Source organism: Pseudomonas mercuritolerans, assembly GCF_025706525.1.
GTDB lineage: Bacteria > Pseudomonadota > Gammaproteobacteria > Pseudomonadales > Pseudomonadaceae > Aquipseudomonas > Aquipseudomonas mercuritolerans.
The window spans coordinates 195,883-210,495 of the sequence record NZ_JAMSHA010000001.1 but is presented as its reverse complement, the minus strand read 5'-3'; the positions used below and the strand labels follow the sequence as shown (position 1 = coordinate 210,495).

12 protein-coding genes and 1 pseudogene are annotated in these 14,613 nt (G+C 58.7%); 8 read left to right on the top strand and 5 right to left on the bottom strand.

Annotated elements, in window-relative coordinates; translation table 11 throughout:
• Window positions 1-53: 53 nt before the first annotated feature.
• A complete protein-coding gene (locus ND528_RS00955) occupies window positions 54-725 on the top strand; it encodes a response regulator transcription factor (RefSeq protein WP_130910830.1) in 672 nt (223 codons plus the stop codon).
• A 55-nt stretch (window positions 726-780) separates the two neighbouring features.
• Window positions 781-6,243, top strand: a complete 5,463-nt coding sequence (locus tag ND528_RS00950) for a trifunctional serine/threonine-protein kinase/ATP-binding protein/sensor histidine kinase (RefSeq protein WP_263469368.1) — start codon at window positions 781-783, stop codon at window positions 6,241-6,243.
• 57 nt (window positions 6,244-6,300) lie between these two features.
• Here ND528_RS00950 and ND528_RS00945 read toward each other — a convergent pair whose 3' ends face one another.
• Window positions 6,301-7,065: an SDR family oxidoreductase gene (locus ND528_RS00945; RefSeq protein ID WP_263469367.1), complete on the bottom strand. Its 765-nt coding sequence runs from the start codon at window positions 7,063-7,065 to the stop codon at window positions 6,301-6,303.
• Between the two features lie 116 nt (window positions 7,066-7,181).
• Here ND528_RS00945 and ND528_RS00940 point away from each other — a divergent pair, with 116 nt between their 5' ends.
• On the top strand, window positions 7,182-8,126 hold the full coding sequence (locus tag ND528_RS00940; RefSeq protein ID WP_133339968.1) for a GlxA family transcriptional regulator: 945 nt from the start codon (window positions 7,182-7,184) through the stop codon (window positions 8,124-8,126).
• Window positions 8,127-8,138: 12 nt separating this feature from the next.
• Here the strand turns inward: ND528_RS00940 and ND528_RS00935 are convergent, their stop codons facing one another.
• The 3 genes from ND528_RS00935 to ND528_RS00925 all read right to left on the bottom strand — a co-directional run bounded on the left by ND528_RS00935 (window position 8,139) and on the right by ND528_RS00925 (window position 10,023).
• Entirely contained in the window at window positions 8,139-8,906 is a 768-nt protein-coding gene (locus ND528_RS00935; protein WP_263469366.1) for a sulfite exporter TauE/SafE family protein, read from the bottom strand.
• A 143-nt stretch (window positions 8,907-9,049) separates the two neighbouring features.
• Entirely contained in the window at window positions 9,050-9,523 is a 474-nt protein-coding gene (locus tag ND528_RS00930) for a hypothetical protein (RefSeq protein ID WP_263469365.1), read from the bottom strand.
• The gene (locus ND528_RS00925; RefSeq protein ID WP_263469364.1) at window positions 9,520-10,023 is read right to left on the bottom strand and encodes a hypothetical protein; all 504 of its coding nucleotides are present in this window, start codon (window positions 10,021-10,023) and stop codon (window positions 9,520-9,522) included. The genes ND528_RS00930 and ND528_RS00925 overlap by 4 nt, the downstream gene beginning before the upstream one ends.
• A 143-nt stretch (window positions 10,024-10,166) precedes the next feature.
• Between ND528_RS00925 and ND528_RS00920 the strand changes: the two genes are divergently transcribed.
• The 5 genes and pseudogenes from ND528_RS00920 to ND528_RS28715 all read left to right on the top strand — a co-directional run.
• Window positions 10,167-11,033, top strand: a complete 867-nt coding sequence (locus ND528_RS00920; RefSeq protein WP_056784815.1) for a LysR family transcriptional regulator — start codon at window positions 10,167-10,169, stop codon at window positions 11,031-11,033.
• A 124-nt stretch (window positions 11,034-11,157) separates the two neighbouring features.
• Window positions 11,158-11,718, top strand: a complete 561-nt coding sequence (locus ND528_RS00915; RefSeq protein ID WP_263469363.1) for a nucleotidyltransferase family protein — start codon at window positions 11,158-11,160, stop codon at window positions 11,716-11,718.
• Between the two features lie 41 nt (window positions 11,719-11,759).
• Window positions 11,760-12,194 carry an NUDIX hydrolase gene (locus ND528_RS00910; protein ID WP_263469362.1) on the top strand — a complete coding sequence of 145 codons (435 nt, stop codon included), beginning with the start codon at window positions 11,760-11,762 and terminating at the stop codon, window positions 12,192-12,194.
• Between the two features lie 493 nt (window positions 12,195-12,687).
• Window positions 12,688-13,047 (top strand): DUF6124 family protein, encoded by a 360-nt coding sequence (locus ND528_RS00905; protein WP_041480573.1) that lies wholly within the window; start codon window positions 12,688-12,690, stop codon window positions 13,045-13,047.
• Window positions 13,048-13,233: 186 nt separating this feature from the next.
• A pseudogene (locus tag ND528_RS28715) lies at window positions 13,234-13,391 on the top strand (DUF2931 family protein); the annotation flags it as partial.
• A 209-nt stretch (window positions 13,392-13,600) separates the two neighbouring features.
• On the opposite strand, the gene ND528_RS00900 reads toward ND528_RS28715, so the two are convergent.
• The gene (locus ND528_RS00900; protein ID WP_236169172.1) at window positions 13,601-14,560 is read right to left on the bottom strand and encodes an EamA family transporter; all 960 of its coding nucleotides are present in this window, start codon (window positions 14,558-14,560) and stop codon (window positions 13,601-13,603) included.
• Window positions 14,561-14,613 lie beyond the last annotated feature (53 nt).

Here is a 14,613-nt window from a genome sequence, read left to right as displayed (position 1 = left end):
ACTAGATTTATTGACCAGCCCAATGCGTGCTGCGATCTCGCCGAGGAGACACAATGACCTTGTGGTCGCATTCCAGCCCTGCGCAAAGTCCCGGCGTGCTCGGCGAGCCAGTGGTGTACGTGGTCGATGACGATGCCTCGATGCGCCAGGCCCTCGACAGCTTGCTGCGCTCGATCGGCCTGCAGGTGCAAACCTTCGACAGCGCCGGAGATTTTCTCGCGCAAGCGCAACGTGACGTACCCGGTTGCCTGGTGCTCGACGTGCGCCTGCGCGGCGAAAGTGGCCTGACGTTTCAGGAACAGATGGAAAAAAACGGCTTGCGCATCCCCGTGGTGTTCATGACCGGCCACGGCGACATCGCCATGAGCGTCAAGGCGATGAAGGCCGGCGCGGTGGATTTTCTGGCCAAGCCGTTCCGTGATCAGGACATGCTCGACGCCGTGGCCAGTGCGTTGGCTCGCGACCGTGCGCGGCTGGCAGCCGAACACTCCGGCGCCGTTTTGTGTCGGGCTTACCAAACCCTGACCGCACGTGAGCGCGAAGTGCTCGGCTTCGTCATTGCCGGGCTGATGAACAAACAGATTGCCGGACAGCTCAACCTCAGCGAGGTCACGGTCAAGGTCCACCGTGGCCAGGTCATGCGCAAAATGGCCGCACGTTCAGTGGCCGATCTGGTGCGTATCGCAGAAGCGCTGGGCATCGAGCCTGTCCAGCGCAACCCCTGAGCGCTGGCGAAGTGCAACTCACCGTGCGGCAAAAACCTGAGCAGTGTCGACGCAGATGGCCAGCAGAAAACAGATTTTGTGGGACGACGGCGAGCGGGTGCTGTCCCGTGAGCGCGGTTCGAATGATGGCAGCTTACTGGCGGTGCGTCCGGCGCTGGGCCAGCCATTGCCGAGCACCCTGGAGCGTCTGGCGCATGAATACAGCCTCAGGGACGACCTCAATCCTGCCTGGGCGTTGCAGCCGACAGCTTTGGAGCGTACGGGCACCCGAGTTCGTCTGCTGTTCGACGATCCGGGCGGCGAGCCGTTGTCGCGATTGCTGGTCGCCCCGCTGGATATTGAAACCTGCCTGGAATTGGCCACGAACATCGCCAAGGCACTGGGCCATATGCATCAGCGTGGCCTGGTGCACAAAGACCTGAAACCGCAGCATGTCTTTGTCCATTGCCATGATGGGCAGGCGCGGCTGACCGGCTTCGGCCTGGCCACGCGTTTGCCACGGGAGCGGCAAGCGCCCACGCCACCGGAATCTATCGCCGGGACGCTGGCCTACATGGCGCCGGAACAAACCGGGCGGATGAATCGTTCGATTGATTCGCGTAGTGATCTGTATGCCTTTGGCGTGACGCTTTACCAGATGCTCACCGGCTCGCTGCCGTTCAGTGCAAATGACCCGACGGAGTGGGTGCATTGCCACATCGCGCGGCTGCCAATGCCCGTGTGTGAACGGGTGGCGACGGTGCCGCCGATGTTCTCGCGACTGGTCATGAAACTGCTGGCGAAAACGGCCGAGGAACGCTATCAGAGCGCAGCCGGTGTCGAGCATGACTTGCGCCGTTGCCTCGATGACTGGCGCCGTATGCGGCAGATCGAGACGTTCACGTTGAACGAGCAGGGCGCCTGCGAGCGCTTGCTGATTCCGGAAAAACTCTACGGCCGCGAACACGAAGTGCAAACGTTGATCGATGCCTTCGCCAATGTGGTGCAGACAGGCGCGCCGACACTGGTGCTGGTATCCGGCTATTCCGGCATCGGCAAATCGTCGGTGGTCAGTGAACTGCACAAGGTGCTGGTGCCGTCGCGTGGCTTGTTCGCCGCCGGCAAGTTCGACCAGTACCAGCGCGACGTGCCTTATTCGACCCTGGTTCAAGCATTTCAGGGGCTGGTGCGGACGCTGTTGGGCAAGCGCACCGACGTACTGGCGGGCTGGCGCGAAGCACTGTTGCGGGCACTGGAAGCGAATGCGCGGTTGATCACCGATCTGATCCCCGAACTCAAGCTGATCATCGGCGAGCCGCCGCCCGTGCCTGAGTTGGAGCCGCAACAGGCGCAGCAGCGGTTCCTTCAGGTCTTGCAGCGTTTTATCGGCGTGTTCGCTCAGGCCGAGCATCCGTTGGCGCTGTTTCTTGACGACCTGCAATGGCTCGACGCGGCCACCCTTGATCTGCTCGAAGATTTGCTCAGTCGCGCAGAGACTCCTCATCTGCTGCTGGTCGGTGCTTATCGCGACAACGAGGTAGATGGCGATCACCCACTCAGCCGCACACTCAAGACCCTGCGTCACGCCGGCGTACACATTGACGAAATTCGTCTGGCTCCACTGGCTGGCGCGCACATCGAACAACTGATCAGCGAATCACTGCGCTGCCCGCCGGCGAGCATTGTCGGGCTGGCGCGGCTGGTACTGGACAAGACCGCTGGCAATCCGTTCTTCGTCATCCAGTTTCTGCACGCCCTGGCCGAGGAGAAGCTGCTGACATACGAGCCTGCGCGCCAGCGCTGGCGTTGGGATGTGCACCTGATCAACGGCAAGGACTACACCGACAATGTCGTCGATTTGATGGTCGGCAAACTGGCGCGGCTGCCCCAGGAAACCCGCCAGGCGCTGCAACAACTGGCCTGCCTGGGCAACGTCGCACGTCTCGACACGCTGGCCACAGTCCTTGATGTGCCGGTGCCTCACGCTCACTCCGCATTGTGGCCGGCGGTGCGGCTGGAGTTGGTCGAGCGTCAGGACGGTGCCTACAGGTTTGTGCATGATCGCATCCATGAGGCGGCGTATTCGCTGATCACTGAAACCGAACGGGCGCAAATGCACCTGCGCATCGGCCGGCTGCTGGCACTGCAAACCCAGGGGGAGCGGCGCGAGGAGGCGATCTTCGAGATTGTCGGCCAGCTCAATCGCGGTGCGCATCTGATCAGCCTGCGTGCCGAGCGCGAGCAGCTGGCCGAGTTCAACCTGCTCGCCGGCCAGCGAGCGAAGGCCTCGACCGCTTATACCTCAGCACTGACCTATCTGGGCGCCGGCGCAGAACTGTTGGGCGAGCAGGGTTATGACAGTCGGCATGAACTGGGTTTCGCTCTGGAGCTGAACCGTGCCGAGTGCGAATTTCTCACCGGCCAACTGCAGCTTGCCGACTCGCGCCTGGCGACATTGGCCGAGCGCGCCCTGACCACCGTCGAGCGCGCGGCGGTGGCGTGCCTGCAGATGGATGTCTACTTGCTGCTTGATCGCAGTGACCGGGCGGTGACGGTGTGTCTGGCCTTTCTGCGTCAGGTCGGCATCGATTGGCCAGCGCGTCCGGACGATAGCCAGGTGCGCGACGAATACCAGCAGGTCTGGACCAACCTGCGCGGGCGCAGTATCGAGCAGATGATCGACTTGCCGCTGATGGAGGATCCTGCCGCGCGGGCCACCCTCGATGCGCTGGGCAAACTCTTCGCGCCGGCGGTGCAGTCGGATCTGAACCTCGCCAGCCTGACCATTTGCAAAGCGATCAGCCTGAGCCTGCAATATGGCAACTGCGACGCCTCCTGCCTGCTCTATGCCAACTTCGGGCGCGTGTCGGGGCCGCGTTTTGGCGACTATGCCGCTGGTTATCGATTTGGCCGTCTGGGCTGCGATCTGGTTGATCGGCGCGGGCTCACGCGTTATGAGGCGAGCACCTGGTTGTGCTTCTCGATCTTCGTGGTGCGCTGGATGCGGCCAGTGCGCGAGTGCCGCGAACTGTTGCGCCGTGCGCTCAACGCGGCCCATCGCAGCGGCGATCTGCCGTATGCGGCGTTCGCTGGAAACAGCCTGATTTCCGATCTGTTATTCATCGGCGAGCCGCTGGCCGAGGTGCAGGCGCAAGCGGAATCAGGGCTGGTCTATGCACAAAAGGTCGGTTTCGGTCTGGTGGCGGATTTCATGCGCTGCCAGTTGACGCTGATCCGCATGCTGCGCGGGCAGACGCCGACGTTCGGCTGTTTCGACGATGAGGGGTTCGATGAAACAGCTGTCGAGGCACATCTGGCCGGTTCGGCGGATCTGGCGCTGGCGCGCGGCAAGTACTGGGTACGCAAGTTGCAGGCGCGCTATCTGGCCGGGGATTACGCGGCGGCCGCTGAGTGCGCGGCCAAGGCGCAGGGACTTTTGTGGGTGGTTTCGGCGTTTTTCGAGGAGGCCGAATACCATTTCTACGCGGCGTTGACCTTGGCGGCCCACGGCGAAACTGACGCCGGAGCTTTGCAGCGTCTGGGTCAACATCATGAACAGTTGCAGACGTGGGCGCGCTTGTGTGCAGAGACCTTCGCCAGTCAGGTGGCGCTGGTCGGCGCGGAAATGGCGCGCGTCACCGGGCAGTTGCTCGAAGCCGAATTGCAGTACGAGCAAGCCATTCAATTGGCTCAGGACAATGGTTTGCTCCATATCGAAGCGCTGGCCAACGAACTGGCCGCACGGTTCTACAGCGCTCGCGGTCTGGCCAGGATATCCCGCGTCTACCTGCGCGACGCACGTTATGCCTATCTGCGTTGGGGGGCTGCTGGCAAGGTGCGGGAGCTGGAGCGACGTCATCGTTTTCTGCGTGCCGAAGAGGCGCAACCGAATCCGGTCACCACGCTCATTACGCCAGTTGAACATCTCGACCTGGCAACGGTGCTCAAGGTCTCTCAAGCAGTCTCCGGCGAGATCGTCCTGGACCGTTTGATCGAAACGGTGATGCGCACCGCGATCGAACAGGCCGGGGCCGAGCATGGCCTGCTTATTTTGTTGAACGCCGACGTTCCCTATGTCGCTGCGCGAACCCGTATCGGCGACGGTGCCACGCAGTTGTGCAACGCGCCGCTGCACACGGTGGCGCTGGCAGAGTCGGTGCTCTACCAGACGCTGCGCACCGGCGAAAACCTGTGCCTGGACGACGCGGTTGCCGATCCGCTGTTCGCCGCTGATCCATACGTTCAGCAACGAGGCGCGCGCTCGATCCTTTGCCTGGCATTGATGAATCAGGCGCGGGTCGCCGGGGCGCTGTATCTGGAAAACAACCTGTCCGCCGGGGTGTTCAGCCCGACGCGTCTCGCCGTGTTGCGCCTGGTGGCGTCGCAGGCAGCGATCTCGCTGGACAACGCGCGCCTGTACCGCGACCTCGCCGAGCGAGAAGCGAAGATCCGTCGGCTGGTCGACGCCAACATCATCGGCATCATCGTCTGGGGCGTGGAAGGGGAAATCATCGAGGCCAACGACGCGTTCCTGCGCATGGTCGGTTACACCCGTGATGAGTTGCTTTCGGGCAATGTCCATTGGCGTGACATGACCCCGCCGGCGATGCGCGCTAACAGCGATATTGCACTGGCAACGGCGATCCACACCGGCCGGGCCCAGCCATTCGAAAAGGAGTACATCCGCAAGGACGGCAGTCGGCTGCCGGTGATTGTCGGTCTGGCCGCCTTCGAAGCGAGTCAGCAACAGGGCCTGGCCTTTGTGCTGGATATCAGCGAACGCAAGCTGGCTGAAGAGCAAGTGCGCGAAGGCGAGCGTCGTTATCGTCAGGTGCAAACGGAACTGGCCCACGCCAATCGTGTGGCAACCATGGGCCAGTTGGCCGCATCGATTGCCCACGAAGTCAATCAGCCGATCGCCGCCACGGTGACCCATGCCAATGCCGCGTTGCGCTGGCTCGGTGCAAAGCCACCAAATATCAACGAAGTCGAGCAGGGCCTGCGGCATATCATTCTCGACGGCAACCGCGCCGCCGACGTACTCGGGCGCATCCGCGCGCTGATACACAAAACGCCACCGCAGCGTCAGCCTGTCAGCCTCAATCTGCTGATTGAAGAAATGGTCGGTTTCAGCCGTGGCGAAGCGCTCAAGCACGGCGCCGAAGTCAGCGTTGAGCTGGCGGCAGATTTGCCTTTCGTAGTGGCGGACCGGGTCGAACTGCAACAGGTGCTGCTTAACCTGATCATCAACAGCCTCGAAGCCATGACGATCATGGCAGAGGGGCAGCGACGTCTGCTGATTCACAGTGAGGCGCTGGGTGATAACGTGCACATCAGTGTCAGCGATTCGGGGCCGGGCTTTGCCTGCGAGCGGGCGGAGCAAGTGTTCACGGCGTTCTACACGACCAAATCCACCGGGCTGGGCATGGGCCTGTCGATTTGCCGCACGATCATTGAAGGACACGGCGGCAAATTGTGGGCCGAGCGCAATGAGCCGAGCGGGGCGCGGGTGGTGTTTGGCTTGCCGCGTTGTGAATGAACATGATCAACAGCCAGGCTGCCCGGGCATTGAGCCCGGGTGTTTCTGTCGGTGAGTTCAGGCCACCGGAATTGGATTTTCCAGCAGCGACAGGTTGAACTGCTCGATCAACCCGTGCTCGTTCGCGCCCTGGTTGGCTCGCAGCGGCAAGACTCGGTCAACCAGCACTTCGGTAGTGGCGGTTTCCAGCTTGATCAGGGTTTCCTCGATAAACTCGCCCAGCGGCATGGCGCGCTCGTCGCCGCTCTTGTGAATCAGGTCGGTATCAACCCAAGGTGGCGCGATTTCCAGGACCTTGACGCTGGTGTCGCGCAGCATGAAACGCTGCGACAGCGAGTAGGAATGGATCGCCGCTTTGGTCGCCGAATATAGCGCCGTGGTCGCCAGCGGCAGGTAGGCCAGTACCGAGCTGTTGTTGATGATGTAGGCCTCGGGCTGACGCTTGAGGTGTTCGACGAACGCGGCGCTGACGCGCACTGGGCCGAGGAGGTTGGTCTGCAACAGAGCGACGGCTTGCGCATCGTCGTAGTCGCCGGAACCCGCGTTGTCGAAGGGCATGATCCCGGCGTTGTTGATGATCACGTTCAACGACGGATGGCGGCGGATGACTTCGGCGGCGACGTCCTTGATCTGCTGCGCATCGTTGATGTCCAGCTGCACGGTGTCGATGCCCGGATTCGCTTGGGCAATCTCTGCCAGCAGGGTCTGGCGACGACCAGCGATGATGACCTTGTTGCCGCGCTGATGCAGGGCCTCGGCCAGTGCGCGGCCGATGCCGGAAGTGCCGCCGGTGATGAAGATGGTGTTGGCTTCAAGTTTCATGAGCTGCGTCCCGCGAGTGGATTGATTGGTATGCGAGCCATGATGGAGAAAACCTGCTCCGACCTGAATGACGTATGTGGTAGTGTTTCAGGACATTCAATAAACGGAGCGCGACCATGCATCGAGTCGGCTATCTGCTCACGGAAGGTTTTCAGGTCATGGCGCTGGCGACCCAGTCGGTGTTCGAGTTCGCCAACATCGTCACCGGCAAAGCCGTGTACAAGGTGCAGAATTTTTCCCAGGCCGGCGGCATCGTCAGCTCCTCGCTGGGCTTGCACGTCGATACGTTGCCACTGACGCAGGCGGGGCTGGCCGACAGTTGGCTGGTGGCTGGCACGCTGACTCCGCTGACGCCGCCCGATGCTGACGTGCTGCAAAGCGTGCGCGGGCTCGCCGACGGCGCACGCCGCGTGGCCGGCATCTGCACCGGCTCGTTCTTACTGGCGCAGGCCGGTGTGCTGGATAACCGCCGCGTGACCACGCACTGGGCGTTCGCCCCGGCGCTGCGCAGGATGCATCCGTCGGTGAATGTCGAGGACGACCGCATCTTCATCATCGACGGCCCGGTGTGGACATCGGCGGGCATGACCGCTGGTGTCGACATGGCGCTGGGTATGGTCGAGAAGGACCTGGGCAGCGAAATCGCCCGCTCGGTCGCCCATCGACTGGTGATGCATCAGCGTAGGTCCGGAGGCCAGTCGCAGCATTCGGAATTGCTGTCGCTGTCGCCCAAATCCGACCGCATTCAGAGTGCGCTGGATTACGCGCGCAAGCACCTCAATCGCCCGCTGAGCGTCGAAGAACTGGCCGAAGTGGTGCACCTGAGTCCGCGGCAATTCACCCGCGTGTTCACCGCCGAAACCGGCCAGTCTCCAGCCAAGGCGATAGAGAGCCTGCGCCTGGAAGCGGCGCGTTTGCTGATCGAGCAGAGCAGTCACAGTCTGGATGTAGTCGCCAGGGAAACCGGGTTTCGTGACCGCCGGCACATGCGCGAGGTGTTCATGCGCGGCTTTGGCGTGCCGCCGCAGGCGGTACGGCGGGATTCGCGGCGGATGGTATGACGTGACCAGGGTCTACGAAAAAATGTTGATCCCCATTCTGCCGATCAGGAATACGAGCAGAATCAGGAAGAAAACTCTGATGAAACTGCTTCCATACCGTAATGCCAAGAAGACACCGGTCAGTGCACCGGCCATATTGCATAAAACAACTATGCCGCCAATCGCCCACAAGACATTACCGGAGGGGATAAAAAATATGAGCGCAGCGCTGAACGTCCCCAGATTGACCAGTTTTGCAGAGGCTGATGCATTGAGGAAATCAAAGCCAAAGACCTTGACGAAGATAAACAGCAGCAGGCTGCCACTGCCCGGTCCGAAGACACCATCGTAGAAACCGATCAGGCTGCCGAAGAAAACTCCAAGGCAAATGTCTTTCGTTCCGAAGTGGCGGTCTTTGCCTGCCAAACCAAGTTTTTTTTCCATAAACGTGTAGATAGCCATGACTATCAATATGAAAAAGACGACGATCTCCATCAATCTTTTAGGGACAAGGGATACTGAGAGAGCTCCGAGAAAAGAAAATAAAAAAGCGGCGAGCATGGTCGGAAGCATTAGCTTCCAGCGGATTTTTATGCGCTTCAGGTAACCCGATATTGATGAAATATTGCCTGCCAGAACGGCCAGTTTGTTGGTGCCGAAAATGGTGGCAAGGCTGTACTGGGGTAGAGCATGTAGAAGTGCCGGCACCTGTACCAGGCCTCCGCCACCGACCGCAGCGTCTATCAGGCCACCACAAAACGCGAAGAAACCCAATGCAAGAACAGCGTGTTCAACATCCATGCGATAGATCCCTGCGGAACGTCATTTAGCCGGAAGGTTCATGAGTCGCTCGTGGTTTGGTTTAAATATCGTCAAAACATGCCGATCATTCTCCAAGCTCACATTATGAGAGTTCATCGGCATGCTTCGTTAATCCATAGAGATCAACAGGTCATAATCCGATGCATGGCGGAGAATGCATTGCCGACTCTTTCATTGTAATTGAGCATGATGCCCTTCAGTCGCGCAGGCTTGAATTCCAGACCTACCGTCTGACCGTAAGCTTGCGCGGCCGCCAAGGCATGCAATCCGTGTTTGTTCTCAACTTCTCCGGAGTGCCCCATTACGTAGCCTTTGGCGTTACGCAGGTTTTGCGTGTTTGTCCTCAAGAACGGATTGGCCGCGAGGAGCTTTGCTTCAATATATTGAGCGATGAAATTGTATTCACGACCGTTCCACAGTTCAGATGAGATTGAAACCATCATCGCATCCATAATTGAAGATTTGTGTTCCTGCGAGTTTAGTGCCGTTTTATGCTTGGCGACCCCGGTGTTGTATAGGAAGTCCGCGAAGTCATTGCACTCAGCAATTTTGAATTGTTCTTCAACCCAGGCTGACGCACCAAAAGCTGCAGTCATGTAGTTGTACATTCCGTCATGGCCCTGATGTCCAAGACCGAAATCATCTTTCGCCACTTCATGCATATGCGCCATGACATTGTGGTAACCCTCACGTCTGTCGGCAGATACCGATATCGCATCCGCCGACAGCGCATGATGATTTTTGCCGAGACAAGGCTGGTGGTTTTATGGGTTTCATTCCACCCATTGAAAAAGCTCAATACCGACGAGTCCATTACTGGCTTTTCGAGGAACGCCCTGAATGCGCTTTCAGCCGCCAGTTGCGCGTCTTGCGTGATGGAATGATTGAGTACCTCAAGCATGGCGTCCTGTATCTCAGCAACGTTGCCGACGCAGGCCAGCAACGGTTGACGCCGTTGGTTCTCTTCTAAGGTACGTCCGGGAATTTTCAAGTTGCGTATGTGCTTGGGCAGGGCCTGGATAAATGTCTCGCCAAATTCTTGCATGGATTTATGTTCAAGCGGTTCCAAACGACTCTGTGGCGATGCTGAGCTCATGATGTGTCCTTCTCCCTAAAGACCTATGAAATGTTTGGTTTTAACGCACTTTCTTGCCTTGCAGCGGCGAAATTAGCCCGATTTGTTGGCCTGCGACAAGTGACTTATACTGACCCAATCATTCATTTTTAATGAGCGTTTACATGGAGTTTTCGCAACTGGTCATGTTCAAGGCAGTAGCCGATCTGGGCAGTATCGTCCGTGCCTCGGAGCGATTGCACTGCGTGCCGTCCAACATCACCAACCGCATCAAGCTTCTGGAACGTGAGCTTGGAGTTGACCTGTTTATAAGGAAAGGCAGAGGATTGATCATCAGCCCTTCAGGTCGGCTTTTTCTCGGCTATACCAACAAAATCCTGTCTTTGTGCGAAGAATCGCAACGAGCGCTTGATCCGTCGTCAGCTCCTTCGGGAGAACTCAGGATTGGTGCCATAGAATCATCCGCTACCGGCCGGTTACCCAAAGTGCTATCCAGGTTTCATCAACTTTATCCGGCTGTACAAATGCAATTCAGCACTGGCGATTGGTCACAATTATCCGCAGAAGTGGTCAACTACACGTTGGACGGGGCAATAATTGCCGTCAGGCCAGAACATCCGGACATCGAGAGTCTGGAGATCTATGAAGAGGATCTAGTAGTGATTGCCTCGCCGTCCGCGGGGGTGATAAACCAGCCAGAGGACCTGCGCGGTGTGGATTTATTCATGTGGCCTGAAGGATGTCCCTACAGAAAGGCTTTGTTAACCTGGCTGGAGCGGTACAAAGTTTTCAACCCGATAACAAGCATAGCCAGTTATGGCACCATCCTTGGCTGCGTAAGTTCAGGCGCCGGGATATCGTTGGTGCCGAGAGGCATGTTTGAACAGTTCCGCCAGCTCGGCGGTATTCAAGGATTCTTCTTCAATGACTTAAAGCCTGTGCAGAATTATTTTATCTGGAACAGGCACGTTGAATCTCATCGCGCAAAAGACAAGTTTGCCGATTTGCTCAAGGAAGAGTTCAAGGTTTGAGAAGTGGGCGGCAGTTGGCCCTATCCCGAAAAGTTCGCCTGCACTCGTCATTCAGCACAAGGGACCGAGCGCTTACAGAGACCACTGATAGGCTCTCGCAACCATGGTCATTGGATTGAAATAAATGAATCAGGAAGCGCAACTGCGGGATCTGATTGCTGAAGATCCCGTCCGCATGCACATCTTGCGAATAGTCAGGGATCTCAACTTGCCGGACTGCTGGGTTGCCGCAGGTTTTGTGCGCAGCCTGGTTTGGGATCATCTGCATCAGCGCCAACCTTCGCCGTTGCCCGAGGACATTGATGTCGTATGGTTTGACACAGCATGTGCCAGTGCGCAAACAGACCTGACCGTGGAGGTCGAGCTTGCAGCACTGTGCAGTGACTTGAAGTGGTCGGTGAAAAACCAGGCACGCATGCACCAGCGGAACGCCGATGCGCCTTATGGGGCGGCTGCGGATTCAATGACGTTCTGGCCGGAAACTGCTACGGCAGTAGGTGTCAGGCTTGATCGGCACGGTGCGATAGAGGTTTCGGCGCCGTTGGGGCTGGAGGATTTGTTTGCGCTGAAAGTGCGGCCAACCGCCCGATTTGAAAGTGATAAATACGTGGTGTTTCTGGAGCGCCTGCAGTCGAAGAGATGGCTCGAGATCTGGCCGAAGTTGACGCTCGTAACGCAGGGTTGATGCCGCCCCGATTGATCGTTTAAACCGATAAGGAAATCTTTATGCATCCTGACAAGGCCTGTCCTGTTGTGCTTTGTTTCGCACAGCGCCCGCGAATCCTGTTGTTTCGACATCCACAGGCTGGCGTGCAGTTAGTAAAAGGAACCATTGAGCGCGGAGAAACACCCGCCGAGGCCGCTTTGCGAGAACTGGCGGAAGAGTCCGGTATCCACAATGCGACAATCAGTGAAGATTTAGGATGCTGGGAGTCTGGCCACCACGGGCAAGTCTGGTCGTTCCAACGTTGCGAGGTGCGTGAGCCACTGTCAGAGCGATGGTCTCACCAGACATTGGATGATCATGGGCATGTCTTCGAATTTTTTTGGGCCTCGCTCGATGAGTTACCGTATGGCGATTGCCATCCTGTCTTTCGTCGAGCGCTGGGGTTTTTGATGGAGACGTTTAGGTACCAAGAACAACTAGCGGCACACGACTGAGGAACAAAATGGAGACTGACCGGCTGCTTAAGAAGCGACAGTTGAATGTGCAGGAGCAGAATGCTGTGACTGCCCATCGCCTGATCCCCTTGTAGGAGTGAGCCTGCTCGCGATGACGCCAGCCCATTCACCGCCACATAAACAGAAAACCCTTAGCCCGTTTAAACAGTAACTCAAGCATTAAGCAAACGGCTACAACGCCTTGCGCCATTCCCTACGACTACGCCAGAATCCGCCGGCTTGTGCGTCTAGGTCGCGGGTTCTATCGTCTGTCGGTCGCTGAAAAACAGTGATCGGGTTTGGTAGCCCGCCATAACTAGTCGCATTGCGCACCGTTCGCAGGCCTGCTTCAGGTCTCTGCTCAATGGTGGCCATGCGCAGGACACCTTCGGGTGTGCCGGTTCCTAGTTACCGGTCTACCAACCCGCGTATGGCCGCCACCTTCGTTTGGTAGCGAATGTGAAGGCTCCTTTTCCTAACTAGGAGTTTCACCATGTTCAAAGTCACACCCAATCCCCCAACCAGCGACCCCGCATCACCCTACGAATCCGGTGCATCGAAAAAACTACACGAAGCCGCCGAACGCGCCCTCGATCACTACCTCGGCCCGGCAGACATCCTGGCCAGCACCAACACACCGGAACAGATGTTCCTCGCCAACCCGAAATACGACACCGAATCCCTGCTGGCCAACGCCAGCGAATCCCTCGGCTCGGCCACCACCATGCTCTACGACTTCGCCGCGCTGCTCGACAACCCGCGCCGCAAGACGCTGCTGGGCATCGCCCAGGTCGTCATGCTCGGCGAAATCGCGGTCAATCAGGCTTTGGACAAAGTCGAAATAGCCAAATAACCCGCAATGCGACGAGCGCAAGACCTCGTCGCAACACCCAGGCGCACCACGGCTGGCACACGGCCACGGCTTGCACCACCCGGCCTCGACTGTCACCCTTCGGGCCGTTCTTCAAGGATCAGAACAAGGAATCAAGGATTGAGTGGTTACGTTCCAAACCCGCCGAAAAACTACCGCTACGAACAAGGTCGAACGTTTCTGCGAGCCGGGGGAGGGAGCGCCAGCGGCGCTGAACCAAATGACGACAAAGAATCCGCGCGCGGTTGGGTAGGTTGGGAGGTACGGGGAAACCGGATATTGGCGCAGATCTGCCCAAGCGAATTTTCGTACGCTGGCAATCTATGTACGCCCTGCCATGACCACAAGCACCAGACTCAGAACGCTGGCGGAATTCTTACGAACGGAGCTGGAGGTAACTGCGATTTATCTCTACAAGGGTGAAATAGGAAGCTACGCCCAGGTAGACCTCGAGAGCCTGCAATTTTGCTGATCCGGTATCGAGCCGGGGGCGATAAGCAGGACTCGCCATCAAGAGTCCCGCCACGACACCCCCTCAAACCTCAGCCTTCACCCCAACCTTCACCGGCGCTTTGCGATACGTCAGCAAAACAATCCCGCTCACCACAATCACGCCACCGATGATCTGTCCTCTGCTGAGCATTTGATCCAGCACAATCCAGCCCATCAACAACGTCGCCAGTGGTTCGATATTCATCACCGGGGCGTTGCGTGGCATGTCCAGTCGGGGCACGGAGATGAACAACACAATGAAGCCGGTCCCATAAAGCACGACAAGCGTGGCAAGGGCCAGCCAGCCGGTTGAGGTGGCGGGGAGGTTGAGTCCGCCGGGGAGGGCGCCGGTCAGGCCGGCCAGGTTGACGCTGCTGAACACGATGAAGATGGTCAGCAGGCTGCGCACCGAGCCGCGCACTTGCGACAGTTTGTGGTCGGTGATCCACAGCGCGCAGGCGAAGACGCTGGCGGCGCAGAAGGCGAGTGCGACGCCCAGTAGCCATTCCGGGCCGACGCTGGCGCTGTCTGACAGACGTCCGGGGACGTCCAGCACGAACACCAGCCCGACGAGAATCAAGCCCATCAACATCGCGGTGCGCGCGCTTGGTCGTGGGCCGCCCAGCGCCCAGGTCAGCAAGGCGAGCAGGATCGGAAATACGTTGGCCACCAGCAGCGCCAAAGCGACCGGCACCCGTGCGACAGCGGAGTACAGACACAGACTCTGTGCGGTGATCAACAGCCCCAACAGTAGTTGCCAACGCCACGCACCCGTCGGCAGGCGCAGACTTTGCCGCTGCCACAGTACGAGAATGGCCAGCACCAGCAGGGTCCCGCCGGAGCGCATCAGAATCGCCAGCAATACACCCGCGCCGTCATCAAAAGCCACCCGTGCCGCGACGTGGTTGCCGGCGAACGCACAACCCATGCACAACAGAATGATCACGGCGAGATAACGGGGGAAGGGCGGCGGTACGGTTGGGGCAAATTCAGGACGGGACATGGCAGATCTCAAAAATAATAGCCACTCAGGGCGGCTCAGGTTTTTATTATGTT

Coding starts and splice junctions, on each gene's coding strand:
- ND528_RS00955 (WP_130910830.1), top strand. CDS start 54: ATGACCTTGTGGTCGCATTCCAGCCCTGCGCAAAGTCCCGGCGTGCTC.
- ND528_RS00950 (WP_263469368.1), top strand. CDS start 781: ATGGCCAGCAGAAAACAGATTTTGTGGGACGACGGCGAGCGGGTGCTG.
- ND528_RS00945 (WP_263469367.1), bottom strand. CDS start 7,065: ATGAAACTTGAAGCCAACACCATCTTCATCACCGGCGGCACTTCCGGC.
- ND528_RS00940 (WP_133339968.1), top strand. CDS start 7,182: ATGCATCGAGTCGGCTATCTGCTCACGGAAGGTTTTCAGGTCATGGCG.
- ND528_RS00935 (WP_263469366.1), bottom strand. CDS start 8,906: ATGGATGTTGAACACGCTGTTCTTGCATTGGGTTTCTTCGCGTTTTGT.
- ND528_RS00930 (WP_263469365.1), bottom strand. CDS start 9,523: ATGACTGCAGCTTTTGGTGCGTCAGCCTGGGTTGAAGAACAATTCAAA.
- ND528_RS00925 (WP_263469364.1), bottom strand. CDS start 10,023: ATGAGCTCAGCATCGCCACAGAGTCGTTTGGAACCGCTTGAACATAAA.
- ND528_RS00920 (WP_056784815.1), top strand. CDS start 10,167: ATGGAGTTTTCGCAACTGGTCATGTTCAAGGCAGTAGCCGATCTGGGC.
- ND528_RS00915 (WP_263469363.1), top strand. CDS start 11,158: ATGAATCAGGAAGCGCAACTGCGGGATCTGATTGCTGAAGATCCCGTC.
- ND528_RS00910 (WP_263469362.1), top strand. CDS start 11,760: ATGCATCCTGACAAGGCCTGTCCTGTTGTGCTTTGTTTCGCACAGCGC.
- ND528_RS00905 (WP_041480573.1), top strand. CDS start 12,688: ATGTTCAAAGTCACACCCAATCCCCCAACCAGCGACCCCGCATCACCC.
- ND528_RS00900 (WP_236169172.1), bottom strand. CDS start 14,560: ATGTCCCGTCCTGAATTTGCCCCAACCGTACCGCCGCCCTTCCCCCGT.